This is a genomic window from Massilia sp. DWR3-1-1, from assembly GCF_049898325.1.
In the GTDB taxonomy this organism is placed as follows: domain Bacteria; phylum Pseudomonadota; class Gammaproteobacteria; order Burkholderiales; family Burkholderiaceae_D; genus JAFCUW01.
Genome location: NZ_JAFCXL010000001.1, coordinates 446,575 through 470,912 on the forward strand (window position 1 = coordinate 446,575; position 24,338 = coordinate 470,912).

24 protein-coding genes are annotated in these 24,338 nt (G+C 65.3%); 8 read left to right on the forward strand and 16 right to left on the reverse strand.

All coding sequences use genetic code 11. The features are described 5' to 3' along the window. Window positions 1–17: 17 nt before the first annotated feature. From astC to ACP7EY_RS02095, 3 genes are all read right to left on the reverse strand, one after another. Window positions 18–1,307: an acetylornithine/succinylornithine family transaminase gene (astC, locus tag ACP7EY_RS02085; RefSeq protein WP_426189945.1), complete on the reverse strand. Its 1,290-nt coding sequence runs from the start codon at window positions 1,305–1,307 to the stop codon at window positions 18–20. Window positions 1,308–1,448: 141 nt separating this feature from the next. Next, window positions 1,449–2,399: a GlxA family transcriptional regulator gene (locus ACP7EY_RS02090; RefSeq protein WP_426189947.1), complete on the reverse strand. Its 951-nt coding sequence runs from the start codon at window positions 2,397–2,399 to the stop codon at window positions 1,449–1,451. A 9-nt stretch (window positions 2,400–2,408) separates the two neighbouring features. Next, a complete protein-coding gene (locus tag ACP7EY_RS02095) occupies window positions 2,409–3,326 on the reverse strand; it encodes a DMT family transporter (RefSeq protein WP_426189949.1) in 918 nt (305 codons plus the stop codon). Between the two features lie 156 nt (window positions 3,327–3,482). Between ACP7EY_RS02095 and ACP7EY_RS02100 the strand changes: the two genes are divergently transcribed. The 3 genes from ACP7EY_RS02100 to ACP7EY_RS02110 all read left to right on the forward strand — a co-directional run bounded on the left by ACP7EY_RS02100 (window position 3,483) and on the right by ACP7EY_RS02110 (window position 5,104). After that, the gene (locus ACP7EY_RS02100) at window positions 3,483–3,923 is read left to right on the forward strand and encodes a MarR family winged helix-turn-helix transcriptional regulator (RefSeq protein WP_426189951.1); all 441 of its coding nucleotides are present in this window, start codon (window positions 3,483–3,485) and stop codon (window positions 3,921–3,923) included. Next, window positions 3,920–4,201: a hypothetical protein gene (locus ACP7EY_RS02105; protein WP_426189953.1), complete on the forward strand. Its 282-nt coding sequence runs from the start codon at window positions 3,920–3,922 to the stop codon at window positions 4,199–4,201. Before ACP7EY_RS02100 ends, ACP7EY_RS02105 begins: the two co-directional genes overlap by 4 nt. 69 nt (window positions 4,202–4,270) lie before the next feature. Continuing rightward, window positions 4,271–5,104 (forward strand): HDOD domain-containing protein, encoded by an 834-nt coding sequence (locus ACP7EY_RS02110; RefSeq protein WP_426189955.1) that lies wholly within the window; start codon window positions 4,271–4,273, stop codon window positions 5,102–5,104. A 78-nt stretch (window positions 5,105–5,182) separates the two neighbouring features. On the opposite strand, the gene ACP7EY_RS02115 is transcribed toward ACP7EY_RS02110, so the two are convergent. Then, on the reverse strand, window positions 5,183–5,527 hold the full coding sequence (locus ACP7EY_RS02115; RefSeq protein WP_426189957.1) for a hypothetical protein: 345 nt from the start codon (window positions 5,525–5,527) through the stop codon (window positions 5,183–5,185). Between ACP7EY_RS02115 and ACP7EY_RS02120 the strand changes: the two genes are divergently transcribed. Continuing rightward, window positions 5,528–5,617 carry a PEP-CTERM sorting domain-containing protein gene (locus ACP7EY_RS02120; protein WP_426189959.1) on the forward strand — a complete coding sequence of 30 codons (90 nt, stop codon included), beginning with the start codon at window positions 5,528–5,530 and terminating at the stop codon, window positions 5,615–5,617. An 87-nt stretch (window positions 5,618–5,704) separates the two neighbouring features. On the opposite strand, the gene secF is transcribed toward ACP7EY_RS02120, so the two are convergent. The 5 genes from secF to queA all read right to left on the reverse strand — a co-directional run bounded on the left by secF (window position 5,705) and on the right by queA (window position 11,334). Then, window positions 5,705–6,718 (reverse strand): protein translocase subunit SecF, encoded by a 1,014-nt coding sequence (gene secF, locus ACP7EY_RS02125; protein WP_426189961.1) that lies wholly within the window; start codon window positions 6,716–6,718, stop codon window positions 5,705–5,707. Between the two features lie 21 nt (window positions 6,719–6,739). Continuing rightward, complete coding sequence (secD, locus tag ACP7EY_RS02130) at window positions 6,740–8,614, reverse strand: protein translocase subunit SecD (RefSeq protein ID WP_426189963.1); 1,875 nt, start codon at window positions 8,612–8,614, stop codon at window positions 6,740–6,742. A 75-nt stretch (window positions 8,615–8,689) separates the two neighbouring features. Then, window positions 8,690–9,034: a preprotein translocase subunit YajC gene (yajC, locus tag ACP7EY_RS02135; protein ID WP_426189965.1), complete on the reverse strand. Its 345-nt coding sequence runs from the start codon at window positions 9,032–9,034 to the stop codon at window positions 8,690–8,692. A gap of 130 nt (window positions 9,035–9,164) precedes the next feature. After that, window positions 9,165–10,304, reverse strand: a complete 1,140-nt coding sequence (gene tgt, locus ACP7EY_RS02140; RefSeq protein ID WP_426189968.1) for a tRNA guanosine(34) transglycosylase Tgt — start codon at window positions 10,302–10,304, stop codon at window positions 9,165–9,167. Continuing rightward, window positions 10,297–11,334, reverse strand: coding sequence for a tRNA preQ1(34) S-adenosylmethionine ribosyltransferase-isomerase QueA (gene queA / locus ACP7EY_RS02145; RefSeq protein ID WP_426189970.1), 1,038 nt, complete (start codon window positions 11,332–11,334; stop codon window positions 10,297–10,299). The genes tgt and queA overlap by 8 nt, the downstream gene beginning before the upstream one ends. 164 nt (window positions 11,335–11,498) lie before the next feature. On the opposite strand from queA, the gene recG reads away from it, so the two are divergent. Both recG and ACP7EY_RS02155 read left to right on the forward strand, forming a co-directional pair. Beyond that, complete coding sequence (gene recG, locus ACP7EY_RS02150) at window positions 11,499–13,547, forward strand: ATP-dependent DNA helicase RecG (protein WP_426189971.1); 2,049 nt, start codon at window positions 11,499–11,501, stop codon at window positions 13,545–13,547. A 137-nt stretch (window positions 13,548–13,684) separates the two neighbouring features. Continuing rightward, window positions 13,685–14,440 (forward strand): hypothetical protein, encoded by a 756-nt coding sequence (locus ACP7EY_RS02155; RefSeq protein WP_426189973.1) that lies wholly within the window; start codon window positions 13,685–13,687, stop codon window positions 14,438–14,440. A gap of 11 nt (window positions 14,441–14,451) precedes the next feature. Here ACP7EY_RS02155 and ACP7EY_RS02160 read toward each other — a convergent pair whose 3' ends face one another. The 6 genes from ACP7EY_RS02160 to ACP7EY_RS02185 all read right to left on the reverse strand — a co-directional run bounded on the left by ACP7EY_RS02160 (window position 14,452) and on the right by ACP7EY_RS02185 (window position 19,825). After that, window positions 14,452–15,312: a hypothetical protein gene (locus tag ACP7EY_RS02160; protein WP_426189975.1), complete on the reverse strand. Its 861-nt coding sequence runs from the start codon at window positions 15,310–15,312 to the stop codon at window positions 14,452–14,454. Window positions 15,313–15,346: 34 nt separating this feature from the next. Then, on the reverse strand, window positions 15,347–16,027 hold the full coding sequence (locus tag ACP7EY_RS02165) for a hypothetical protein (protein ID WP_426189977.1): 681 nt from the start codon (window positions 16,025–16,027) through the stop codon (window positions 15,347–15,349). Between the two features lie 123 nt (window positions 16,028–16,150). Continuing rightward, window positions 16,151–17,161, reverse strand: a complete 1,011-nt coding sequence (locus ACP7EY_RS02170; protein WP_426189979.1) for a Gfo/Idh/MocA family protein — start codon at window positions 17,159–17,161, stop codon at window positions 16,151–16,153. Window positions 17,162–17,175: 14 nt separating this feature from the next. Beyond that, entirely contained in the window at window positions 17,176–17,958 is a 783-nt protein-coding gene (locus tag ACP7EY_RS02175) for a DUF3025 domain-containing protein (protein WP_426189981.1), read from the reverse strand. 3 nt (window positions 17,959–17,961) lie between these two features. Beyond that, entirely contained in the window at window positions 17,962–19,011 is a 1,050-nt protein-coding gene (gene pyrC, locus ACP7EY_RS02180) for a dihydroorotase (protein ID WP_426189983.1), read from the reverse strand. An 88-nt stretch (window positions 19,012–19,099) separates the two neighbouring features. Beyond that, on the reverse strand, window positions 19,100–19,825 hold the full coding sequence (locus ACP7EY_RS02185) for an amino acid ABC transporter ATP-binding protein (protein WP_426189985.1): 726 nt from the start codon (window positions 19,823–19,825) through the stop codon (window positions 19,100–19,102). A gap of 192 nt (window positions 19,826–20,017) precedes the next feature. Here ACP7EY_RS02185 and ACP7EY_RS02190 point away from each other — a divergent pair, with 192 nt between their 5' ends. Both ACP7EY_RS02190 and ACP7EY_RS02195 read left to right on the forward strand, forming a co-directional pair. Further along, window positions 20,018–21,283 carry a dicarboxylate/amino acid:cation symporter gene (locus ACP7EY_RS02190; RefSeq protein WP_426189987.1) on the forward strand — a complete coding sequence of 422 codons (1,266 nt, stop codon included), beginning with the start codon at window positions 20,018–20,020 and terminating at the stop codon, window positions 21,281–21,283. Between the two features lie 92 nt (window positions 21,284–21,375). Next, window positions 21,376–22,455: a type II asparaginase gene (locus ACP7EY_RS02195; RefSeq protein WP_426189989.1), complete on the forward strand. Its 1,080-nt coding sequence runs from the start codon at window positions 21,376–21,378 to the stop codon at window positions 22,453–22,455. On the opposite strand, the gene ACP7EY_RS02200 is transcribed toward ACP7EY_RS02195, so the two are convergent. Continuing rightward, window positions 22,449–24,296, reverse strand: coding sequence for an ABCB family ABC transporter ATP-binding protein/permease (locus ACP7EY_RS02200; protein ID WP_426189991.1), 1,848 nt, complete (start codon window positions 24,294–24,296; stop codon window positions 22,449–22,451). The genes ACP7EY_RS02195 and ACP7EY_RS02200 overlap by 7 nt on opposite strands. Between the last annotated feature and the right edge of the window lie 42 nt (window positions 24,297–24,338).

Below are 24,338 nucleotides of genomic sequence, written 5' to 3' on the forward strand. Positions count from 1 at the left end.
TTCGGGGCCGGGGAAAATCAGACCGCGGCGGGCGTGGCGGCGACGTGGGCGGCGTCGGCGGCGATGACCTGCTCGGCGGCGGCGCGCATGATGCGCAGCGCGTCGTCAAGCTGGGCATCGCTGACGATCAGCGCGGGCGCCAGGCGGATGACGTCGGGACCGGCGATGAGCAGCATCAGGCCGAGCCCCTCGGCCGCCTTGGTGAAATCCTTGGCGCGGCCCTTGAAGGCGTCGGCCACCGGCACGCCGATCAACAGGCCCATGCCGCGCGCCTTGCCAAACAGCTGCGGGTAATCGGCGCTGAGCACATCCAGGCTGGCCATCAGCCTGGCGGCGGCCTCTTTCACGCGCGCCAGGAAGGCGGGGGTGTTGATGATCTCGACGACGTTCAGGGCGACCGTCGCCGCCAGCGGGTTGCCGCCGTAGGTGGTGCCGTGCGAGCCGACGCCGAAGTGCTCGGCAATGGCGTTGGTGGTGAGCATGGCGCCGATCGGATAACCGTTGCCCAGCGCCTTGGCGCTGGTGAGGATGTCGGGGGTGACGCCCTGCTGCATGTAGGCGTACAGGGTGCCGCTGCGGCCCACGCCGGACTGCACTTCGTCGAACACGAGCAGGGCGCCGGTGGCGTCGCAACGCTCGCGCAAGGCCTGGAGGTAGGCGACCTGGCCGGGAATGACGCCCCCCTCGCCCTGGATCGGCTCGACGATGACGGCGGCGACATCGTCGGTGATGGCGGCGACGGCGGCGGCGATGTCGTTATAGGGCACGTGGTTGATTTCCTGCGGCAGCGGCTCGAACCCTTCGGTGTACTTGGCCTGGCCGCCCACCGAGACGGTGAACAGGGTGCGACCGTGGAACGAGGACAGGCAGGAAATGATGCGCGACTTGTGCGGGCCGAACTTGGTGTGGGCGTATTTGCGCGCCAGCTTGAGGGCCGCTTCATTCGCTTCGGCGCCGGAATTGCAGAAGAACGCACGGTCGGCGAAGGTGGCCTCCGTCAGCGCGATGGCCAGGCGCAGCACGGGCTCGTTGGTGTAGCCGTTGCCCAGGTGCCAGAGCGTGTTGATCTGGCGCGTGAGCGCCTCGACCAGCACGGGGTGGGCGTGACCGAGGCTGGTGACGGCGATGCCGGCGGTGAAATCGAGGTAATGCTTGCCCGCTTGATCCCACAGGTCCAGGCCGGCCGCGCGCACTGGCACCATGGCGGCGGGGGCGTAGGTCGGCACCAGCACGTCGTCAAATGTGGCGCGCGTGACGGCCCGTTCGGTTGGCCGCGTGGTGACACCCGAATCAAGCATTGCGTTCATGGCATTTCCTCTTTCAATCTGGTTAGTGGGGGGCTGCGCCCGGTCTCGGACAGCAGGGTGCCAGGTCCATTATAGGAAAGGACCGGCTCGCCTACTTTTCTCCAGGCGACAGCGATTTTCGTTTTTTACGGCATCGCGGTATCAGTTCGACAATTTTCGCTGGCGCTCTTCGCGCGGCGTGTTGCCAAACAGGGCCCCGAAAGCGGTCGAGAAATGCGAGCCCGAGGAAAAGCCGCACATCAGCCCCACCTGGACGATCGAATAATTGGTATCGAGCAGCAACTGGCGCGCCCGCTGCAGCCGCATTTCCAGGTAATACCGCGACGGCAGGCTGCCCAGGTATTGCTTGAACAGGCGCTCGAGCTGGCGCCGCGACAGGCCCACCAGCGAGGCGATGTCGTCGGTCGAGAGCGGTTCCTCGATGTTCGCTTCCATCAAGGTGACCGCTTCGCTCAGTTTCGGCTGCAGGGCGCCGAAGCGGGCCTGCAGGGCCACGCGCTGGCGCTCCTGGCTGCCGCGCACGCGGTCGATGCACAGCACTTCCTTGATCTGCGCCTGCACGGCGGCGCCGAAGATCGCTTCCACCACGGTCAGGGCGAAGTCGATGCTGGCGGCGCCGCCGCAACAGGTGAGCGTGTTGCCGTCGATTTCGTACAGTTGCGGGGTGATGATGGCCTGGTCGGCGCTGCTGGGCACGGCCGCGTACAGCGCCCACGGCAGGGCCGCGCGCACGCCGTTCAGGGCGCCCGCCTCGGCCAGCCACAGCACGCCGGCGCCGATGCCGCCCCACAGCGGCGCCGCGCGCAGGCGCTCGATGACGCCGCGCAGGTTGGCCGGTTTGCGGGCCGCCTCCGTGTCGTCGGCCACCAGCAGCACCAGTTGCCAGTGCTGCAAGGCGCCGGCGGCGAATTTGTCGGGACTGACGACATCGACGTGCAGGCGCGCCGGCCCCAGCAGCTTGGCCGCCAGGCGCAGCGGCTGGAACAGGCCGGACCAGCTCAGGCTGTCGGGCTCGCCCGCATTGAGCAGCAGGATGCGCAGCGGCCGTTCGTGCGCCAGCGCAGCGAGCAGGGAAGCGTCGTGCTCAGCCATGAAGGGCGCTTACTCGGGCACCAGCGCCGCTGCCGGCCGCGGCGTGGCCGCGTTCCACTGGCTCACGATCATGCCCAGGATGAGCAGGGCGGCGCCCAGCCAGCCGCGCGAAGTCATCGTCTCGTTGAGCATGAAGTAGGCGAAGAAGGCGGCGGCGGCCGGTTCGAACGCGTAGATGATGGCCGCCTCGTTGGCGCTGGCGCGGGCCTGGCCCCAGCTTTGCAGGGAAATGATGGCGGCGGTGGCGACCACGCCCAGGAACAGCAGGTTGAACGTGTACTTGGCCAGCCCCTGCTCGATGTATTGCCAGTAATTGACAAAATCCTGGCCGGCGTCGATGGTGCTGCGCGGCACGTCGCGCGCCAGCAGCCAGACGGCCGCGCACAGGGCGACGGTGATGACCTGCGCCGCCGTCAGGGTCATCAGGCGCGACGCACGGCGGGTGCGAAACGCCATCATCTTGATATACACGGCGGTGCCGGCGGCGCAGGCCAGGGCCAGGCTGTCGCCGCGCCCCCACGGGCCGCCATCCCAGCACAGCAGCGCCAGCCCCGTCAGCGCCAGCAGCAGGGCGGCGACGATGCGCTTTTCGGGCCATGTGCCGGCCACCAGGTCCAGCAGCGGCACCATCAGCACCGACAGGCCGCAGATGAAGGCGTTGCGGTTCGAACTGGTCAGCGCCAGCCCCTCGATCTGGAACACGAAACAGAAAAACAGCAGCACGCCGAGCAGGCCGCCGGAGACCAGGTCGTCGCGGCCGGCTTTCCACAGGAAGGGCGCCAGCAGCACGCCGGCGATGCCAAAGCGCAAGAAAATGATCCACTGGGCCGAAAAATGCTGGGTCAACTCTTTCATGGCGGGAAAGGTGGTGCCCCAAACCAGGGTAACGAGCAGCAGGGCAAGAATGCCCCGTAAAGTGTGAGTCATGGACAATCTCTCGGCGTCTGGCGAAGGTGGCAATCTGCGTATGGTAACTGTCTGCGCCGCAAAACGCGAACCGGCGCCCCGCAACTGGCCGCCGGGATTTATAATCGGGGCATGGGGGAACGTTACTTAAAGAGTATCCGCTTGCTGGCGGAATGCATGCAGGGCTTCGAACGCTTTTCGGGCGAATCGGTGCGCCGCTGCGGGCTGACCCACGCCCAGTTCGATATTGTCGCCACGCTCGGCAACACCGCGGGCATGAGTTACAAGGAACTGGGCGAGCGCACCCTGATCACCAAGGGCACCCTGACGGGCGTCATCGAACGGCTCGAACAGAAGGGCCTGGTGGCGCGCTGCCGCAGCGGCAACGACAAGCGCTCGTTTTTCGTCAGCCTGACCGACGACGGCGTGGCCATGTTCAACAGGGCGTTCCCCGCCATGGTCGACGACGGCAAGCGCCTGTTCGCCAGTTGGAACGACGCCGATTACGATGCCCTCGACGGCATCCTCGACAAATTCAAGGGCACGCTTGCCAGCGCCACCAGCACGGACGTGCGCGGCTGCCCCACTTTAGCTACTTATCACAAGGATCCCACTTGAAAACTGCCCTGCTCGACGGCATCACGCCGGCCAAGATCGACACCCACATCATCGGCAACCTGTTGCTCGATGTCGCTTCCGCCGACGAAGTGCGCCAGGAAAAAATGCTGATCGGCGTACGCAATGAAACGGGCGACATTTATCGCCTGATCGGCGCCGCCAAGGCCAACAGCTACACCAATGCCGTGGAAGAACTGGAAGACCTGGGCATGGTCGACGAGTTGAAAGACAGCGACGGCACCGAGGAAGGCTGCGACGCCATCTTCAGCGAAGGCTGAGCGCCACCGTCTTAGTTCTACAGAGAAATATTTTGCGTGTGGCTGAAAAGCCGGGAGTATAATTTTTCCATGGACCGACTCGACGCCTTCAAGAAAATCGCCGCGCAAGCGCATCGGGGTGAGCTCAGCTTCCCGACCAGCGTGGACGCCACATTGAAACTGCAGCGTGCGCTGGGCGATCCGGACCTGCATGCCGATACCGCCGCCCGCCTGGTGCAGGCCGAGCCCCTGCTGGCGGCGAAAACTGTGGCAATGGCCAACTCCGTGACCTACAACCGCTCCGGCAAGCCCATCACCACGGTGCGCGCGGCGGTGCAACTGGTGGGCTTTCGCGTCCTCAATGCGCTGGCGGCGGCCGTGATCGTGCGCCAACTGGACAGCAAAATCACCGATCCCGCCCTGCGCGCCAAGGCCGACCAGCTATGGAAGCACTCGGCCCACGTGGCGGCGCTGTCGCAGCTCATCGCCAAGCGCATCAGCAAGGTCGATCCCGAGACGGCCTTGTTCGCCGGCATCATCCACGAAGTGGGCGGCTTTTACATGTTGTCGCGTGCCAGCGAGTTTCCCGGCATGCTAGACGGCGATCCCGATGAATGGGTCGAGTTCGGCGAAAGTGCCATCGGCCGCGCCGTCCTCAAAAAACTGGGGGTGCCCGCCCCCGTCATGGAAGCGATCGAGGCCATGTGGATCGGCCTGCGCGCCCTGCCGCCGGAAACCCTGGGCGACACCCTGATGCTGGCCAACGACCTGTCCCCCCTGCCCTCGCCCCTGCTCGTGCGCGCAGGCGCCACCACCGCCCAGTCGGCGGCCACCGTCGACTTCGTGGTGGGTGAAGGCTCGCTCGCAGAGATCTTGCAAGAAGCGAAAGATGAAGTGGCCAGCCTGACCGCGGCGCTGTTCTGATCCGGGCAAAAAAATGCCCGCTCTCGAAAGAGCGGGCCAAAGTCCAAAACTAGGGATGTCCTGAAAGAGACAGCTTCACTATAGGACTGCGCCGCCGCGCGCTCTGTGCGGCAGCCCACACAAATCGTTTACTTCAATTGATATGTCGATATTATTGACACATGTATACACTGACTCCAGGTATATGTTTGCAACTTGTTGATTTGAAAAATATGATGTTTTTGGCATGAATATTGCTTCAGGGATATTGGTCTTGCCAACGTCTTGCAGTTGTAGACCGCCAGTACCATTGCCGCCTTCCGCACCCTGACCGCCCCCGATGCCATCGCCACCGGCGCGTCGGCGCTGACGTCCTTCAACAACATTGGCTTTCGTACCGAAAATATCGACAATGGCGTCACCGTCCGCGTCGACAACCTGCACGTGTCGGCGGTCCCGGAGCCGGGCTCGATCGCCCTGTTCGGCGCCTCGCTGCTGGCCCTGTGCGGCATCCGTCGTCGCCGTCCACGCTAAGCGAGCGCGTCCTTCGGGACGTGTGGCCCAGCCAACAAAAAGCGCGCCCTCGGGCGCGCTTTTTGTTGGCGAAAACGGGGTGCGGCCTTACACCACCGCCCCATCCGTTTCATCTTTTTCCTTGACGGGCTTGATCAAGTCTTCACGCTTGACGCCCAGCCACATGGCGATCGCCGCGGCCACGAACACCGACGAATAAATACCGAACAGGATGCCGATGGTCAGGGCGACGGCGAAGTAATGCAAGGTGGCGCCGCCCAGGAACAGCATCGACAGCACCATCATCTGGGTACAGCCGTGGGTGATGATGGTGCGCGAGATGGTGCTGGTGATGGCGTTGTCGATCACTTCGGTGACACTGGCGCGGCGCTGCTTGCGGAAATTTTCGCGAATCCGGTCGAAAATGACCACCGATTCATTCACCGAGTAACCGAGCACGGCCAAGATGGCGGCCAGCACGGTGAGCGAGAACTCCCACTGGAAAAATGCAAAGAAGCCGAGAATGATGACGACGTCGTGCAAGTTGGCGACGATGGCGGCCACGGCAAATTTCCACTCGAAGCGGATGGCCAGGTAAATCATCACGCCGACGATCACCATCAGCATGGCGTTCAGACCGTTTTGCATCAGTTCCTCGCCCACCTGCGGGCCGACGAAGTCTTTCGATTGCAGCGACAGCACTTCGGCGCCGGCGGCGTCGACGCAGCCCTGCTTCGATACGCTCTGGCCATTGACGACGCTGGCGATCTGCTTGGGCGTGCCTTTCTCGGCCGCGCACAGTGAACCAAACACCCGATCCGAACCGTCGCCCTGCCCTTTCAGGACGGGCAGGTTGACGATGATGTCCTGGGCGGTGCCGAAGCTCGTCACCACTGGCTGCTCGTAGCCGAGGCCTTCGAGGTTGTGGCGGATCTTCTCCTGGTCGGCCGCATGCGGGTAGCGCAGCTCGAGCTTGGTGCCGCCCGTGAATTCAACGGAGAAGTGCAAGCCCTTGTGGACCAGGAAAAATACCGCGGCGACGAAGGTCAGGGCCGAAATCACGTTGAAGATCAACGCGTGGCGCATGAACGGGATGTCGCGCTTGATTCTGAAAAATTCCATCTTGAATGTTCCTCTTCTCTATTACTTCTTGATGGACGTCACGCCGGGCGTCCACACGGTACCGATGGCGATGCTGCTGAGCTTTTTCTTGCGGCCGTACCACAGGTTGACCACCCCGCGCGAGACGAACACGGCGGAGAACATCGAGGTCAGGATACCGAGGCAGTGAACCACGGCAAAACCGCGCACGGCGCCCGAACCGAACACCAGCAAGGCCAGGCCGACGATCAGGGTGGTGACGTTGGAGTCGAGAATGGTGGCCCAGGCGCGGTCGAAACCGGCGGCAATGGCCGCCTGCGGGGCGGCGCCGCCGCGCAACTCTTCGCGGATACGCTCGTTGATGAGCACGTTGGCATCGATCGCCATCCCCAGCGCCAGCGCGATGGCGGCGATACCGGGCAAGGTGAGCGTGGCCTGCAGCATCGACAGCAAGGACAGCAGGAACAGCAAATTGCACGCCAGCGCGATGACGCTGAAGACGCCGAACAGCTGGTAATAGATGATCATGAAGATGGCGATGGCGATGAAGCCATACACCGTCGAGTACAGGCCCTTGGCGATATTTTCGGCGCCCAGTTGGGGGCCGACCACGCGCTCTTCGACGAATTCCATCGGCGCCGACAGCGCGCCCGAGCGCAGCAGCAGAGCCAGTTCGCTGGCCCGTTCCGGCGAGCCCATGTTGTTGATCTGGAAGCTGCTGCCCAGTTCGCTCTGGATGGTGGCGACGGAAATCAGGTTGTACTTGCCCTTCTCTTTGAGCAGAATCGCCATCTTCTTGCCGATGCGCTCGCGCGTCGCCTCGCGCATCTTGCGGCCACCGTCGCCATTGAGGTCGATGGAAACCGCGGGCTGCTGGTTCTGGTCGAAACTGGCGGACGCATTCGAGATGTATTCGCCGGTCAGAACGATGTCCTTGTAGAGCACGGCAGGTGCGGCCGGGCCCGTGGTAAACACTTCGGAATTGAGGGGGATGGTGGCCGCCGTTTCGGTGCCAGGCAACACGGTCTCGTCGACCATGCGCAGTTCCAGGGTGGCGGTGCGGCCGATAATATCCTTGGCGCGGGCGACGTCTTGCACACCCGGCAACTGGATGACGATGCGGTCCGGTCCCTGCTGCTGGATGATGGGCTCGGACACGCCCAGTTCATTGATGCGCTTGGACAGGGTGGTGATGTTTTGCTTGACGCCCTCTTCCACCGTGCGCGCCAGTGCGGCCGGTTTCAAGGTCACCACCAGTTTCAGGTCGCTGCCGTCGGCGGCGTCGGCAAAGGCCAGGTCGGCCATCTGGGCGGCCAGGGCATTGCGGGCCTGGCTGCGGGTATCGGCGTCGCGGAATTTGACTTCCAGGCCATTGCCCACGCGCTCGATGCCCGCATGACGGACGTTTTTATCGCGCAAGGTGCTGCGCACGCTCGACTGCAAGCCCTTGATCTTGTTTTCCAGCACAGCCTTGGCATCGACCTGCATCAGGAAGTGCACGCCGCCGCGCAAGTCCAGGCCCAGGTTCATGGGCAGGGCGCGGATGGCCTGCATCCAGGCGGGGGTGTTCTTGACCAGGTTGACGGTGACGATGTAGTCGGGGTCGGTGGGGTCGCGGTTGAGGTCGCGCTCAAGGGCCAGTTTGGCCTTGAACTGGGCATCGGTGGTGGCAAAGCGCGCGCGCACCGAACTCGAGGCGCCCTGGCCGTCGAGCGTGACGCGGTCAGGGGCGATGCCATCCTGCTTGAGGGCCTGGGCCACCTGGGCCGAGGTGTCGCTGGTGATCTTGACGGTCGCCTTGCCGGTCGTCACTTGCAAGGCCGGCGATTCGCCGAAGTAATTGGGCGCCGTGTACAGCGCGCCCAACAGCAGCGCGAAGGCGATCAGGATGTATTTCCAGAGTGAATAGCGATTCATAGTATTCCAGCGTCAAGCGGGTTGGCAGATAAACATGCGCGACAGCGCGGCCCGGGGGCCGCGCAAGGGGCAAGCTTACAGCGACTTCAGGGTGCCCTTGGGCAGCAAGGTCGTGATGGCCGATTTTTGCACCACGATCTCGGTGTTGGTCGCCACTTCGATGGTGACGTAGCCGGCGTCGCTGACCTTCGACACTTTGCCCAGCAGGCCGCCGGAGGTGACGACTTCGTCGCCCTTGGCCAGCGCATCCATCATCGAACGCTGTTCCTTGGCGCGCTTTTGCTGCGGGCGGATCATCAGGAAATACATGACAACAAACATCAGCACCAGCGGGGCGAAGGTCGTCAGGTTGCCCATCATGCCAGGATCGGCGGCGGTGCCAGCCGTGGTGGCTTGTGCATAAGCATTGGAAATGAACACGTTTACTCCAGTTATCGTTGTGACTTGGTTAAAAAAGCAGCGCTGTATTCTAGCATTGGCGCGATGGCGTGAACCACTTCGCGTAAGTGGAACCGTTATTCGTTTATACAAGCGCCCTGTTGCTGCGTATTTACACCCCGCGCGCGCGATCGGCCGCGAACTGCCGGCGAAATCCCGCGAAATCATCGGCGTCGATGGCGTCGCGCATCTCCTGCATGATTTTTAGGTAATAGTGCAGATTATGAATCGTGTTCAGGCGCGCACCCAGGATTTCTTTCGAGCGGTGCAGGTGGTGCAGGTAAGCGCGCGAAAAATTCTTGCAGCAGTAGCAGCTGCAGCTCTCGTCGAGCGGCGCGGCGTCGTCCTTGTAGCGGGCATTCTTGATCTTGACGTCGCCGAAGCGGGTAAACAGCCAGCCATTGCGCGCATTCCGGGTCGGCATGACGCAGTCGAACATGTCGATGCCGTTGGCGACGCCGGCCACGAGGTCTTCCGGCGTGCCCACGCCCATCAGATAATGGGGCTTGTTGGCGGGCAGGCGGGGGCCCACGTGGGCCAGCATGCGCATCATGTCTTCCTTCGGCTCGCCCACCGACAGGCCGCCGATGGCGATGCCGGGGAAGTTGATCTCTTCCAGGCCGGCCAGCGATTCATCGCGTAAATTTTCAAACATGCCGCCCTGGACGATGCCGAACAGGGCGTTCGGGTTCTCGCCCGTCTTGAATTCGTTCATCGAGCGCTGGGCCCAGCGCAAGGACATGCGCATCGACTTGGCAGCCTCTTCGCTGGTGGCGGGGCGGCCATCGATTTCATATGGCGTGCACTCGTCGAACTGCATGACGATGTCGGAATTGAGCGAGCGTTGAATCTGCATCGAAATTTCCGGCGACAAGAACAGCTTGCTGCCGTCGATCGGCGAGGCGAATTTGACGCCCTCTTCCGTGATCTTGCGCATCGCGCCCAGCGAAAACACCTGGAAGCCGCCCGAGTCGGTGAGGATGGGCTTTTGCCAGCCCATGAAGCCGTGCAGGCCGCCGAACTTGTCGAGCACGGTGGTGCCCGGGCGCAGCCACAGGTGAAAAGTGTTACCGAGGATGATCTGGGCGTCGATCTCGTTCAGTTCCAGCGGCGACATGGCTTTCACGGAGCCGTAGGTACCGACGGGCATGAAGATGGGCGTCTCGACGATGCCGTGGTTGAGTTTCAAACGGCCGCGGCGGGCGTGCGACAGGCCGCTGGTGTCGGTTTTAAGCAGGGTAAATTCAAGCATGGGCTACTTTACGTGAAGTGGTCGTCAACAGCATGGCGTCGCCATAGCTGAAAAAGCGGTATTCGTGGGCGATGGCGTGGGCGTAGGCGGCGCGGATCTGGGCGTAGCCGGCAAACGCCGACACCAGCATCAACAGGGTCGATTTGGGCAGGTGGAAATTGGTGATCAGGCGCGTGACCGTATGGAAGGCGTAGCCGGGGGTGATGAACAGCGCCGTGTCGGCGCTGCCGGCGACCAGCGCGCCCCCCTGCGAGGCCGATTCGAGCGCGCGCAGGCTGGTGGTGCCGACGGCGACGACATGGCGGCCGGCGCTTCTGGCCGCCTGCACCGCCTCGACGGTGGCCTGCGGCACCGTGTACCACTCGGTGTGCATGTGATGCTCGGCCAGCGCTTCGACCCGCACCGGCTGGAACGTGCCGGCGCCCACGTGCAGGGTGACGTAGGCGAAGCGCACGCCCTTGGCGGCCAGTTGCGCCAGCAGGGCGTCGTCGAAATGCAGGCCGGCGGTGGGCGCGGCTACCGCCCCCGGCGCCTTCGAGTACACGGTCTGATAGCGCTGCTCGTCGAAAGCGTCGGCGGTGTGGTCGATGTAGGGCGGCAGCGGCAGGCGGCCGTGCGCTTCGATCAGCTCGAACACATCGGCCTCGAACGTGAGGGTGAAAAATTCACCGGCCCGTTCGCCCACGGTGACATCGAAGGCGTCGGCCAGGCGCATCCGGTTGCCCGGCTTGGGCGACTTCGAGGCGCGCACCTGGGCCAGCACGGTGCGGTTGTCGAGCACGCGCTCGACCAGCACTTCGACCTGGCCACCGGAGGCCTTGACGCCAAAGAAGCGCGCCTTGAGCACGCGCGTGTCGTTCATCACCAGCAAGTCGCCCGCGTCCAGCAGGTCGACGATGTCGCCGAACTGGCGGTCGATGATGGCGTCGCCATCGAGGTGCAGCAGGCGCGAGGCGCTGCGCCGGGCCAGCGGGGTTTGCGCAATGCGCTCGGGCGGCAGGTCGAAATCGAAGTCGGAAAGGCTGTACATGGTGGTCGTTCAAAAAAAAGGGGGCCATCACCGGCGCACGCCTGGTGGCGGGGTTCACGGGGCAGGCCCACGCGACTTACAATACGGGTATTGCGATAAATACCGCGTCAAACGCGCCGGGCAACCCTCTATTTTACGCCACTTGCCACGCTTGATCGCCATCCATGCCTGTTAAACCCAAAGCCGCGCCAAAATCCAACGAAACCAAGCTCGCCAGGCTGGGCCTGCGCTCGGACATGGACCTGGTGCTGCACCTGCCGATGCGCTACGAAGATGAAACCATCGTCGTGCCGATCCGCGAGGCCTGCCTGCGCGGCGGCCACGTGTCGCAGGTCGAAGGCATCGTCACCAAAAATGAGATCAGTTTCAAGCCGCGCCGCCAGCTGCTGGTGACGATCGCCGACGCCAGCGGCGAACTGCTGCTGCGCTTCATGAATTTCTACGGCAGCCAGGTGCGCCAGCTGGCCGAAGGCACGCGGGTGCGCGCCCGCGCCGAACTCAAACACGGCTTCTTCGGCGCCGAGATGGTCCACCCCATCTACAAGGTGGTCAACGAGGGCGCGCCCTTGCCCACCGTGCTCACCCCCGTCTACCCGTCCGGCGAAGGGCTCTCGCAGACCATTTTGCGACGCGCCATCGCCGAGGCGATGGGCCGCATCGACTGGACCGACACCCTGCCGGCGCCGCTGGTGCACGCGATGAACCTGGCGCAGTTCGAAGCGTCGGTGCGCCTGCTGCACACGCCACCCCAGGAAATCGACGAGAACGCGCTGATGGACCGCTCGCACCCGGCCTGGGTGCGCATGAAGTTCGACGAGCTGCTGGCCCAGCAGCTCTCGCTCAAACGCGCCCAGCGCGCCCGGCGCGCCAAGGGGGCGCCCGTGATCAAGACCGCCGGCACCCTCACCGCGGCGTTCACGGCGGTGCTGCCATTTACGCTGACGGGCGCCCAGGCGCGCGTGCTCGAAGAAATCCGCGCCGACCTGCGCCAGCCATATCCCATGCAGCGCCTGCTGCAGGGCGACGTCGGCAGCGGCAAGACGGTGGTGGCGGCACTGGCCGCCGCCCAGGCCATCGACAGCGGCTACCAGGCGGCGCTGATGGCGCCCACCGAAATTCTCGCCGACCAGCATTTCCGAAAAATCGCCGGCTGGATGGAGCCGCTGGGCGTGAAGGTGGCGTGGCTGACGGGCAGCCTGAAAAAAAAGGACAAGCTCGCCGCCACCGCCCTCGTCGAATCGGGCGAAGCGCAACTCGTCATCGGCACCCATGCGCTGATCCAGGACAGCGTCAGCTTCGCCAGGCTGGGCCTGGTGATCGTCGACGAGCAGCACCGCTTCGGCGTGGGCCAGCGCCTGACCCTGCGCAACAAGGGCAGCAACGGCAAGACCCCGCACCAGCTGATGATGTCGGCCACGCCGATCCCGCGCACGCTGGCCATGACCTATTACGCCGACCTCGAGGTGTCCGTCATCGACGAACTGCCGCCGGGCCGCAGCCCCATCGTCACCCGCGCCATCGACCAGAACCGCCGCGACGAAGTCATCGAGCGGGTCCACGCCGCCGCCCTCGAAGGGCGCCAGGTCTACTGGGTCTGCCCGCTGATCGAAGAATCCGAAGCGCTGCAGCTGCAAACGGCCACCGACACCCACGCCATGCTGGCCGAGGCGCTGCCGGACCTGCAGGTGGGACTGGTGCACGGGCGCCTGAAAGCGGCCGAAAAGCAGGCGGTGATGGACGCGTTCACGGCCAACAGCGTGCAGGTGCTGGTGGCGACGACGGTCATCGAGGTGGGGGTCGACGTGCCGAACGCCTCGCTGATGGTGATCGAGCACGCCGAGCGCTTCGGCCTGTCGCAGCTGCACCAGTTGCGCGGGCGGGTCGGACGGGGCTCGGCGGCCAGCGTCTGCCTGCTGCTCTACCAAAGCCCGCTGGGCGGCATCGCCAAGCAGCGCCTGATGACCATGCGCGAGACCACCGACGGCTTCGAGATCGCCCGCCGCGACCTCGAAATCCGCGGCCCCGGCGAGTTCCTCGGCGCGCGCCAGTCGGGCCAGGCCATGCTGCGCTTCGCCGACCTGGAAACGGACCAGTGGCTGGTCGAACAGGCCAAGGAAGTGGCCACCGAACTGCTGCGCAACCCGGCCGGCGACGTCGTCGAGGCGCACCTGGCACGCTGGCTGGGCGGCAAGGAAGAGTTCCTGAAGGTGTGAGCGTGGCGCCACCGCGACACCGATTCTGTCCGCAACGTTACAAGTGGGCGCAATCGGTGTACTTGTGACAATTGAATAGTTTTCATTAGGCAAATACTCTCTACACTTGCCAATCTATCTATTAAATTGTTTCGCGCATGCCATTCCTCGGACTCGGACTCCACGTCATCGTCGCCCTCTTCTTCGCCATTCACGCCGTGCGCACGGGCCGTGAGCTGTACTGGCTGTTGATCCTGTTTATGTTCCCGCTGCTGGGCAGCGTGGTGTATTTCGCCGTGGTGTTCCTGCCCGATGCCCGCTTGCAGCGGGGGCTGGCGCGCGCCACCGGCGCCATCGACCGTGCCGTCCAGCCGGGCCGCCCCGTGCGCGAGGCGCGCGCCGCCTTTGCGCTCGCGCCCACCGCCGCCAACCGCGTCAGCCTGGCCACCGCCCTGCTCGACACGGGCGAGGCCGACGCCATCGCCGAGGCGGTCGACCACTATGACGCCTGCCTGGCCGGCCCGTTCGCCGGCGACGCCGAACTGCAACTGGGCGCCGCCCGCGCGCGCCTGGCCAACGCCCAACCGGGCGAAGCGATCGGCATTCTCGTCACCGTCCGCGCGGCGCAACCGGGCTTTCGTCCCGAGCAGCTGGGCCTGACGCTGGCGGCCGCGTACGACAGCGCCGGCCGCCACGCCGAGGCGGGCGTCGAGTACGAGGCGCTGGTCGAGCGTTTCGCCAGCATCGAAGCGCGCGCCGGCCTGGCCATGTGGGCGCTGGCGCACGGCCGCCCCGACCTGGCCGGGCGCGAATTAAAGGAACTCGACCTGGTGCGCCAGCATTTGAACAAGCATGCGCGCGGCCAGTACCGGGCGCTGTTTCAAAAGCTCGACGGCGCGCGCGCGCAGGCCTGAAACGGCGCCGGTCAGCTGCCGGCGTGCGGCGTGCACAAGGGATCGCCGCCGGCCGCCTTGCGCGGCACTGCCATCAATTCGCCGCGCAGGGTACGGATGACCAATTCGCCGCACTGCTCGGCGACCACCTGCGCGCGCTCCATGCGCTCGACGCCGCCCTCGTCGTAACGCACCGTGCGAAACGGCGCCGCGGCGCCGGCGCGGTAGTCGGCGTTGGCGTCGGCCAGGGCGATTTCGATGGCGCGCGCCTGCATGCCGATGCTGGTGCGGCGCAGCAGATTGGGGGTCCCGTCGGTCCAGTCCGCCTCGGCATCGCGGGCGCGCGGCGCCGATACCACCCGCACCATTTTCTGCACCGCCGCGGCAGCACCGGCGATCCGCACGGTGAGCGTGTTGACCAGCACCAGCGCACGCCGGTCCTGGGTCATGTAGAACAGGGGCGCGCTGTCGAGCACCGTCTCGTCGACGCCGGCCACCGTTGCCGCTGCCGCCAGGCGCTTGGCGCCGGCCACCCTGGCCTGCGCCAGCGCGGCGCCCAGCAGTTGCTCATGATTGAACTGCGCCAGGTCGCCGTGGTAGGGCAGCAGCACCTTGTCAGCCTCTTCGCGGATGCGCTCTTTCTCGCGCTCGCGCCCGCCATTGACCAGCAGGCCATGGGCGATCACCCCGCCCAGCATGCCGGCCAGGTTCGGCGCCGGGTACAGAATCGGCGTGGCGCTGCCGCCGGCGCCGTCGAAATTGGGCAGACCGTGAAACGCCACCTGCGGCTGGGCCGGGCCGCGCAGGCACAGGCCGGGCGGCAGGTCGGCGGCGCCGGCGCCGCTCGCCAGCGCACCGACGGCGGCCAGGCAGGCGGCCAGGCGGCGTCCCATTGGTCGGTGCTGCGGCATGCGCTGGCGCTTTGGCTTACTGGGCCAGCGGCTTGATGACCTGGTCGCGGGTCATTTCAAGCGCCTGGTAGTAGGCGTTGGTCAGGCCGGGAAAAGTGGGGGGCTCGTCCCAGGCGCCGTCGCTGGCTTTTTGCACATTGATGGGCATATACCATTCGTAGGCGTTGGTCGACAGGTCGACGATGTAGCTGACGCCACCCACCTTGGCCTTCGGATCGCTCGACGGAATATAGGTGGCGTAGCGGCGTTCGAAGCCGGTGGCGTCGACGGCGATCACGAGCAGCTTGTCGACATGGTATTTGGCCTTGAGGCTGCTGAAATCCTTGCGCGCGAAGTTCGGCGCCGATTTCGCCGCGTCCGGCAGCGACTTGATGTCGAAGGCATCGACCACGGTGACGGTGGCGCCCTTCTTGCGCAGCGCCTCGGCCACTTCCACGTTGAGCTTGGCCAGCTCGCCCGGCGCCAGCGTCTTGGTGTGCGCGGTCAGCTTGCTGTTGGCCACCGAGGCGGCGGCGATGCACAGCAGGCAGTCGGCGCCGGGAAAAAACGTGTCGGACGGCGCCAGCGTCGTCATCATGACGGCGTAGCTGCTACCCGGCTTGGTCAAGGTGGTGGCGCCCATGCCAACGGGCGCTTGCGGGGTGGCGCATGCGGTAAGCAGCGCTGCGGCGGCGACGGCGAGGGAAGAACGAAGCATCACAGTACGGCCTTTCGAAACAATGGAAGGGATCCGGCGAGCGAGCCCGACGAATCGCCCGGTCCGGGCCGATAATTGTAATGTAAATGCAACTGTTTTTTACAATCTTTCCACAAAAAATTTTTATGCCTCTGGCAGATCGTCGGCCTCGTAGCGCAGGCCGATCTGGCCGCGGATGGCGTCCATCACGCCCATCAGCGCCAGCGTGTCCGCGTGCGTCATGTGCGGGCTTTCGATCAGGCCGGCGCGCCAGCAGCGCTGCGCTTCGACGATCTCGTGGACATAGCCATTGCCCAGGTAGGGCGTGGCCAGCGTGCTGCTGCTGCCGTCGGCGAGCGTGACGCGGATGCTGGTGGCGCGGTGAAACCGCGTGTTCATGCGCACCTGCCCCAGTTCGCCCGACACCGTCAGCTCGCATGGCGTGCGTGCGCGCAGCGAGCAGGCACAGGCCGAGATGGCGCCGCCCGCGTGGCGCAGCGTGAAGGCGGTCTGCAGGTCGACGCCGGTGGGGCCCATGTCGGCCAGGGCGCTGACCGCCTGCACGGGGCCCAGCAGGCTGGCGGCGATCGACAGGGGATAGATGCCCAGGTCGAGCAGCGCGCCGCCGCCGAGGGCCCGATTGAAGACGCGGTGTTCGGCGCCGAAGCTGGCATGAAAGCCGAAATCGGCCGTCAGGTGGGTGGGCGTGCCGATGCGGCCTTCGGCGATGACGCTGCGTACCGCGGCCAGGGCCGGCATGAAGCGGGTCCACATGGCCTCCATCAGGAACAGCCCCTTGGCACGGGCCAGGGCGACGACCTGTTCGGCTTCGCGGCGGTTCACCGTGAAGGCTTTTTCGCACAGCACGCCCTTGCCCGCATGCAGCGCCATCAGGGCATTCTCCGCATGCATGGGGTGCGGGGTGGCGATGTAAACCAGGTCGATGCCATCGGCGTCGGCCAGCCCCTGGTAGCCGGTGTAGGCGACGGTGTTGGCGTGGGCGGTGCCGAATTCGGCAGCGAAGGCGGCGCTGCTGGCGCCGTCGCGCGAGGCGACGCCGGCCAGCACGGCGCCCGGCGTGTGCCGCAGCGCTTCGGCAAAGGCACGGGCGATCTTGCCGGTGCCGAGGATGCCCCAGCGTACGTTTGCGTCCATATCACTCCTTCTTGTCAGCGCCGCTTCGGTCGAAACACGCTGGCGTCGTCATAAAATTGTTCATCCTGCCCGGGCCACCAGTGGGGCACGCCCAGCACCGGCAGTGGCGTGAAGCAGGCCGTGGTCAGGGGCGCTTGTGTCAGCGCCTGCGCCTGGTGGGCGTCGAGCCAGGCGCGCCGCTGCGGCGGCGGCGCCAGAAAATAGGCGGCGTCGGCCACCACCACGCGGGTGTGCGCGGTGATCGGCTTGCGCGGCGCCACCAGCTTTTCCATCAGTGCGTGGCCGAACAGCCACAAGTCGGTATCAACACCGAACTGGGCGCGCCGCTCGACGAACGCTTCGTGCCAGCGGTGGTCCCGCAAGGCCTCGACCAGGGCGGCGGCGCTGTCGCTGTCGCGCACCACCAGCAAGGCGCTGTTCTCATCGAAAATGGTGGCCGCGTCGCGCGCCGGACCGCGTGAACGGCCGACACCGTCGAGGGCGATCTGCGCCGCCTGCAGGGCGTTGAGCTGCACCTTCATGCGGGGGAAGGTGAGCCAGACCAGGGCGTTGAAAAAATCGTGCAGGTTTTCGCGCGTGGGCACGCAGGCGGTGGCGCCGATGAACTGCTCATAGGCCTGGTCGGCCGGCAGCGCAGCCGCCGGGACGAAACGGATCGGCACCTGCGCGCCGTTGCGCAGATCGAGCGCGCGGGCGGCGCCGTTCAGGGCCGCATGCAGGTCGCCCGGCGCCAGGCGCTCGAAGGCGGGCCGCACGCTGTCGTACCACGGCTGGCGCCAGTCAATATCGCGCAGCACGCCTTACAGCATCTTCCAGTTGATTTGCTCGCCCGCGTTGAGCGGCACCACGGCGGCGTCGGCCAGCGGCAGCGTGTCCGGCAGGGTCCAGGCCTCGCGCGTCAAGGTGATGCTGCCTTCGTTTCTGGGCAGTTCGTAGAAATCGGCGCCGTGAAAACTGGCGAAGCCTTCCAGCCGGTCGAGGGCGCCGGCGCGTTCGAACGCTTCGGCGTACAGCTCCATCGCGTGCAGGGCGGTGTAGCAGCCGGCGCAGCCGCAGGCGGTTTCCTTGGCGCCGATGGCGTGCGGGGCCGAGTCGGTGCCGAGGAAGAAGCGCTCGTCGCCGCTGGTGGCGGCCGTCATCAGCGCCAGCCGGTGCTCTTCGCGCTTGAGCACGGGCAGGCAGTAGTAATGGGGACGGATGCCGCCCTTGAAGATCTCGTTGCGGTTGTAGAGCAGGTGGTGGGCGGTGATGGTGGCGGCGATCGGCCCTTCGGCCTCGGCCACGTACTGCGCCGCGTCCTTCGTGGTGATGTGCTCGAAAACGATTTTCAGGGCCGGCATGTCGCGCCGCAGGGGCCGCATGACGCGTTCGATGAACACCGCTTCGCGGTCGAACAGGTCGATGTCGCCATCGGTGACTTCGCCGTGCACGAGGAAGGGCATGCCCACTTCCTGCATCACTTCCAGGGTTTTATAGCAGCGCGCCAGGTCGGTCACGCCGGCGGCCGAATTGGTGGTGGCGCCGGCCGGGTAGAGCTTGACGGCGTGCACGAAGCCGCTGTCCTGGGCGCGGCGGATTTCGTCGGGGTCGGTGTCCTCCGTCAGGTACAAGGTCATCAGGGGCTCGAACGCCATCCCGGCCGGCAGCGCCGCCAGGATGCGCTGGCGGTACGCCGCCGCCTGGACGGTGGTGGTGACGGGCGGCTTCAGGTTCGGCATGACGATGGCGCGGGCGAACTGGCGCGCGCTGTGCGGCAGCACGCTGGCCAGGGTGGCGCCGTCGCGCAGGTGCAGGTGCCAGTCGTCGGGGCGGGTGATGGTGAGGGTCTGCGGGGAGGCGATGGTGGACATGGCAGCTTTCAAAACACGGGTGGCGGTATTTTACTCTGCGCCCGCGCCGACGTCGCCCGCGCCAGTGGCAGCCATGATCAGACCAACACTAATGAATAATGCGCGCCAAAAAGTCGCGCGCCCGCGCCGAGCGGGGCGCCGTAAAAAACGCCTCGGTGGCCGCTTCCTCGACGATTTGGCCGTGGTCCATGAAAATGACGCGGTCGGCCACCTTGCGGGCAAAGCCCATTTCGTGGGTCACCACCATCATCGTCATGCCGTCCTGCGCCAGCCCCACCATCACGTCGAGCACCTCGTTGATCATTTCCGGGTCGAGCGCGGAAGTCGGTTCGTCGAACAGCATGGCCACCGGGTCCATTGCCAGCGCGCGGGCGATCGCCACCCGCTGCTGCTGGCCGCCGGAGAGCTGGCTGGGGAATTTGTCCTGCTGACCCAGCAGGCCGACCCGGTCCAGGTATTTCAGGCCGTTGACGCTGGCCTCCTCCTCGCTGCGCTTGAGCACCTTCATTTGCGCCAGAATGAGGTTGTGGCGCACGCTCAGGTGGGGAAACAGCTCGAAATTCTGGAACACCATGCCGATGCGGGCGCGCAGGGCCGGCAGGTCGGTGGCGGGGTCGCCCACGGCGATGCCGTCGACGCTGACACGGCCCTGCTGGAACGGCTCGAGCCCGTTGACGGTCTTGATCAGGGTCGATTTGCCCGAACCGGACGGCCCGCACACCACCACCACCTCGCCACGGGCGACAGCGGTGCTGCATTGGTCGAGCACCTGGAAGGCGCCGTACCATTTACTGACTTTGTTCAGTTCGATCATTGTTGCGTTGTTCCCCAGGCAGGTTAGCTTGACAGCGTCTGTAATGCTTAGGATACTGCGGAACTTGTCTTTACCACCAGTATCGGCGGCGACCACGCGCTTCGGCCGGCATATTTTGCCCGAGATCGCGCGCCGGCGGCGCTCCACCGTCACTGTCAGCACCCGCCTCGACCCTCTCACAGGAAGCGCCATATGAACAATCGCAACCGCCTGACCATCTACATCCTGATCGGGCTCGCGCTCGGGATCCTGGTCGGCTACATCGTCAACGCCAACATGGCCGCGCCCACCAGCTACGCCGACGCCATGAACCTGGTGACCACCCTGTTCCTGCGCCTGATTAAAATGATCATCGCGCCGCTGGTGTTTTCCACCCTTGTCGTGGGCATCGCCCGCATGGGCGACTCGCGCGAAGTGGGCCGCATCGGCATCAAGGCGCTGGGCTGGTTCGTCATCGCCTCCGTCATCTCGCTCACGCTGGGCCTGGTGCTGGTGAACCTGTTCCGTCCGGGCGACGCCTTCCACGCCGCCAACGCCATGCCGGCCATCGGCACCGCCTCCGGCATCGTCACCAGCGGCCTGACGCTCAAGGAGTTCATCACCCACCTGGTGCCCACCTCGATCGCCGACGGCATGGCGAAAAACGAGATCCTGCAGATCGTGATCTTCTCGCTGTTCTTCGGCACCGCCGCCGCCGCCGTCGGCGAGCGCGCCAAGCCGCTGATCGACGCCATCGACGGGGTCGCCCACATCATGCTCAAGGTCACCGGCTACGTGATGAACTTCGCGCCGTACGCCGTGTTTGCGGCCGTCTCCGGCATCGTCGCCAAGAGCGGCCTGGGCGTGCTGAAAACCTACGGCATCTTCATGGGCGAGTTCTACTTCGGCATTGCGCTGCTGTGGCTGGTGTTGACGGCGCTGGGCTTCCTGTTTCTGGGCCCACGCGTGATCCGCCTGCTGGCCGAGCTGCGCGAACCGACCCTGCTGGCGTTTTCCACGGCGTCGTCGGAAGCGGCGTTTCCGAAAACCCTGGAAGGCCTCGAGCGCTTCGGCGTGAAGAACCGCATCGCCGCCTTTGTGCTGCCGATCGGGTATTCGTTCAACCTCGACGGCTCGATGATGTACTGCACCTTCGCCACCGTCTTCATCGCCCAGGCCTACGGCATCGAAATGTCGCTCGGCTCGCAGATCACCATGATGCTGGTGCTGATGCTCACCTCGAAAGGCATGGCCGGCGTGCCGCGCGCTTCGCTGGTGGTGATCGCCGCCACCCTGGCCCAGTTCAATATTCCGGAAGCGGGCCTGCTGCTGCTGCTGGGGATCGACCACTTCCTCGACATGGCGCGTTCGGCCACCAACGTCATCGGCAACGGCATCGCCACCGCCGTCGTCGCCAAGTGGGAGGGCGAACTGACCCAGCCGGTCCAGAAGGACCTGGCGACGGCGCCGCTGGCCTGATCCGCCGGCAGCCGTTCGCACCGCCTCAAGGCTTTCCAGCGATGGAAAGCCTTTTTTTTGATTTCGCTTCGTTTTTTTACCAGGGAGTCTTCATGCACCAACCTACACGCCGTCTCATGCTCGCCTTGTGCGCCTCCATGGTGCTCACCGGCGCCCACGCGCAGAGCGTGGCGCCCGCGCCGCTGCCCAGGGTCATCATTCTCGCCACCGGCGGCACCATCGCCGGCACCGGCGCCAGCTCGACCACGACGGTCGGCTACACCGCCGCCACCGTCGGCGTGCAAAGCCTGATCAAGGCGGTGCCGGAACTGGCCAAGGTGGCCCAGGTCAGCGGCGAACAGGTGTTCCAGATCGCCAGCGAAAACATGAGCAACGAGCACTGGCTGACCCTGGCCAAGCGCGTCAACGTGCTGCTCGCGCGCGCCGATGTCGATGGCATCGTCATCACCCACGGCACCGACACGCTCGAAGAGACGGCGTATTTTCTCGACCTGGTGGTGAAAAGCCGCAAACCGGTCGTGCTGGTGGGCGCCATGCGGCCGTCGACGGCGCTGTCGGCCGACGGTCCCATCAATCTGTACAATTCCGTGCTGCTGGCGGCCAGCCCCGAGGCGGTCGGCAAGGGCGTGCTGGTGGCGATGAACGACCAGATCCAGGCCGCGCGCGACATCACCAAGACCAACACCTCTACGCTCGACGCCTTCCGCACCCCGGAACTGGGCATGCTGGGCTACATCCAGGGCAGCAAACCGTTCTTTTATCGCCAGTCCACGCGCAAGCACACGGTCGACACCGAGTTCGACATCGCCGGCCTGAACGCCTTGCCGATGGTGGAAATCGTCTACGGCTACGCCAACGTGGGCCCGGTGGCGGTGGACGCGTTTGTCGCCGCCGGCGCCAAGGGCATCATCCACGCCGGTGTGGGCGACGGCAGCCTGGCGGCGAAAGTGCTGCCGGCCTTGAAAGCGGCGCGCCAGAAAGGCGCCATCGTGGTGCGCGCCAGCCGCGTCGGACAGGGGATTTTGGCCCGCAACGGCGAAGCCAACGACGATGAACTCGACTTCGTCGCCGCCGATACCCTCAACCCGCAAAAGGCGCGGATCCTGTTGATGCTGGCGCTCACGCGCACCAGCAACAGCAAGGACATTCAGCGCATGTTCTACACTTACTGAAGCAGTGCCGCCGGCGGCGAAGCCAGCGCCTCGTCGCTGCGGGCCTGCTGGCGCTGCCACATCTGCGCATACAGGCCGTCCAGCGCCAGCAGCGACTGATGGGTGCCGCGCTCGACGATGCGGCCATGGTCGAGCACCAGGATCTGCTGGGCGTCGGCCACCGTCGACAGGCGGTGAGCGATCACCAGCGTGGTGCGGTTCCTGGCGATGTCCTTCAGTTGCGCCTGGATTTCCTGCTCGGCGCGCGAGTCCAGCGCCGACGTCGCCTCGTCGAAGATCAGGATCGCCGGATCCTTCAGCAGCGTCCTGGCGATCGCCACGCGCTGCTTTTCGCCGCCCGACAGTTTCAAGCCCCGCTCCCCCACCATCGTCGCGTAGCCGTCCGGCAGCGACTCGATGAAGTCGTGGATCGACGCCGCGCGCGCGGCGGCGACGATGTCGGCCTTGTTCGCGCCCGGCTTGCCATAGGCGATGTTGTATTCGATGGTGTCGTTGAACAGCACCGTGTCTTGCGGCACGATGCCGATCGCCGCGCGCAAGGACTCCTGCGTCACCGCGCGCACATCCTGGCCGTCGATGGTGATGGCGCCGGCGTTGACGTCGTAAAAGCGGAACAGCAGGCGCGACATGGTCGACTTGCCCGAGCCGCTGTGGCCCACCACGGCCGTGGTGGTGCCGGCGGCGATCGTGAAATCGACATCGAACAGGATCTGGCGGTTCGCTTCGTAGTTAAAATCGACGTGGCGAAATTCGACCCGGGCGCCGTGCGTGAGCAGCGCGCCGGCGCCGGCGCTGTCGGCCACTTCGCGGTTCTGGTCCAGCAGGGCGAACAGGCGCTCCATGTCGGCCAGGCTTTGCTTGATTTCGCGGTAGATCACGCCGAGGAAGTTGAGCGGGATGTACAACTGGATCATGAAGGCATTGACCAGCACCAGGTCGCCCAGGCTCATGCTGCCATCGATGACGCCGACGGTGGCGCGCCACAGGATCAGGGTGACGGCGCTGGCGATGATCAGCGACTGGCCCGTGTTGAGCACCGACAGCGAGGTCTGCGACTTGACGGCGGCATTTTCATAGCGCTGCAGGCCTTCGTCGTAGCGCGCCGCCTCGTAGCGCTCGTTGCCGAAGTATTTGACCGTCTCGTAGTTGATGAGCGAGTCGATGGCCTTGGTGTTGGCCTTCGAATCGAGCTCGTTCATGGTGCGCCTGAAATGGGTGCGCCAGTTCGTCACCATCACGGTAAACGTGATGTACGTGACGAGGGCGACGGCCGTGATGATGCTGAACCAGCGGTCATACTTGACGACCAGGTAAGACAGCACCAGGGTGATTTCCACCAGCGTGGGCAAAATATTGAACAGGGTGTAGGAAATGAGCGAGCTGACCCCGCGGGTGCCCCGTTCGATATCGCGCGTCATGCCGCCCGTCTGGCGGTTCAGGTGAAAGCGCAGCGACAGGTTGTGCAGGTGGCGAAACACCTGCAGGGCGATGGTGCGCACGGCGCGCTGGGTGACCCTGGCAAACAGAAATTCGCGCAGCTCCGTAAATACCGTCGTCGACAGGCGCAGGGCGCCGTAGGCGACCAGCACGCCCAGGGGCAGCACCAGCAGCGCCTGCGGATTGCCGGGGCCGATGGTGAGCGCGTCGATCAGGTGTTTCATCACCACGGGAATGCCCACGTTGGCGACCTTGGCGCCGATCAGGCAGCCCAGCGCGGCGGCCACCCGCCACTTGTAGACCCACAAATACGGTAGCAGGGTCTTGATGGTCGACCAGTCGCTGCGACCGGTTTTTTCGGCGCTGGCGGTGGCGGGCGTGCTGGGGGGGGAGGAACGGCGCATGACAGAGCTTTTACTTTTGTGGTTCAATTCGGATCGATTGTA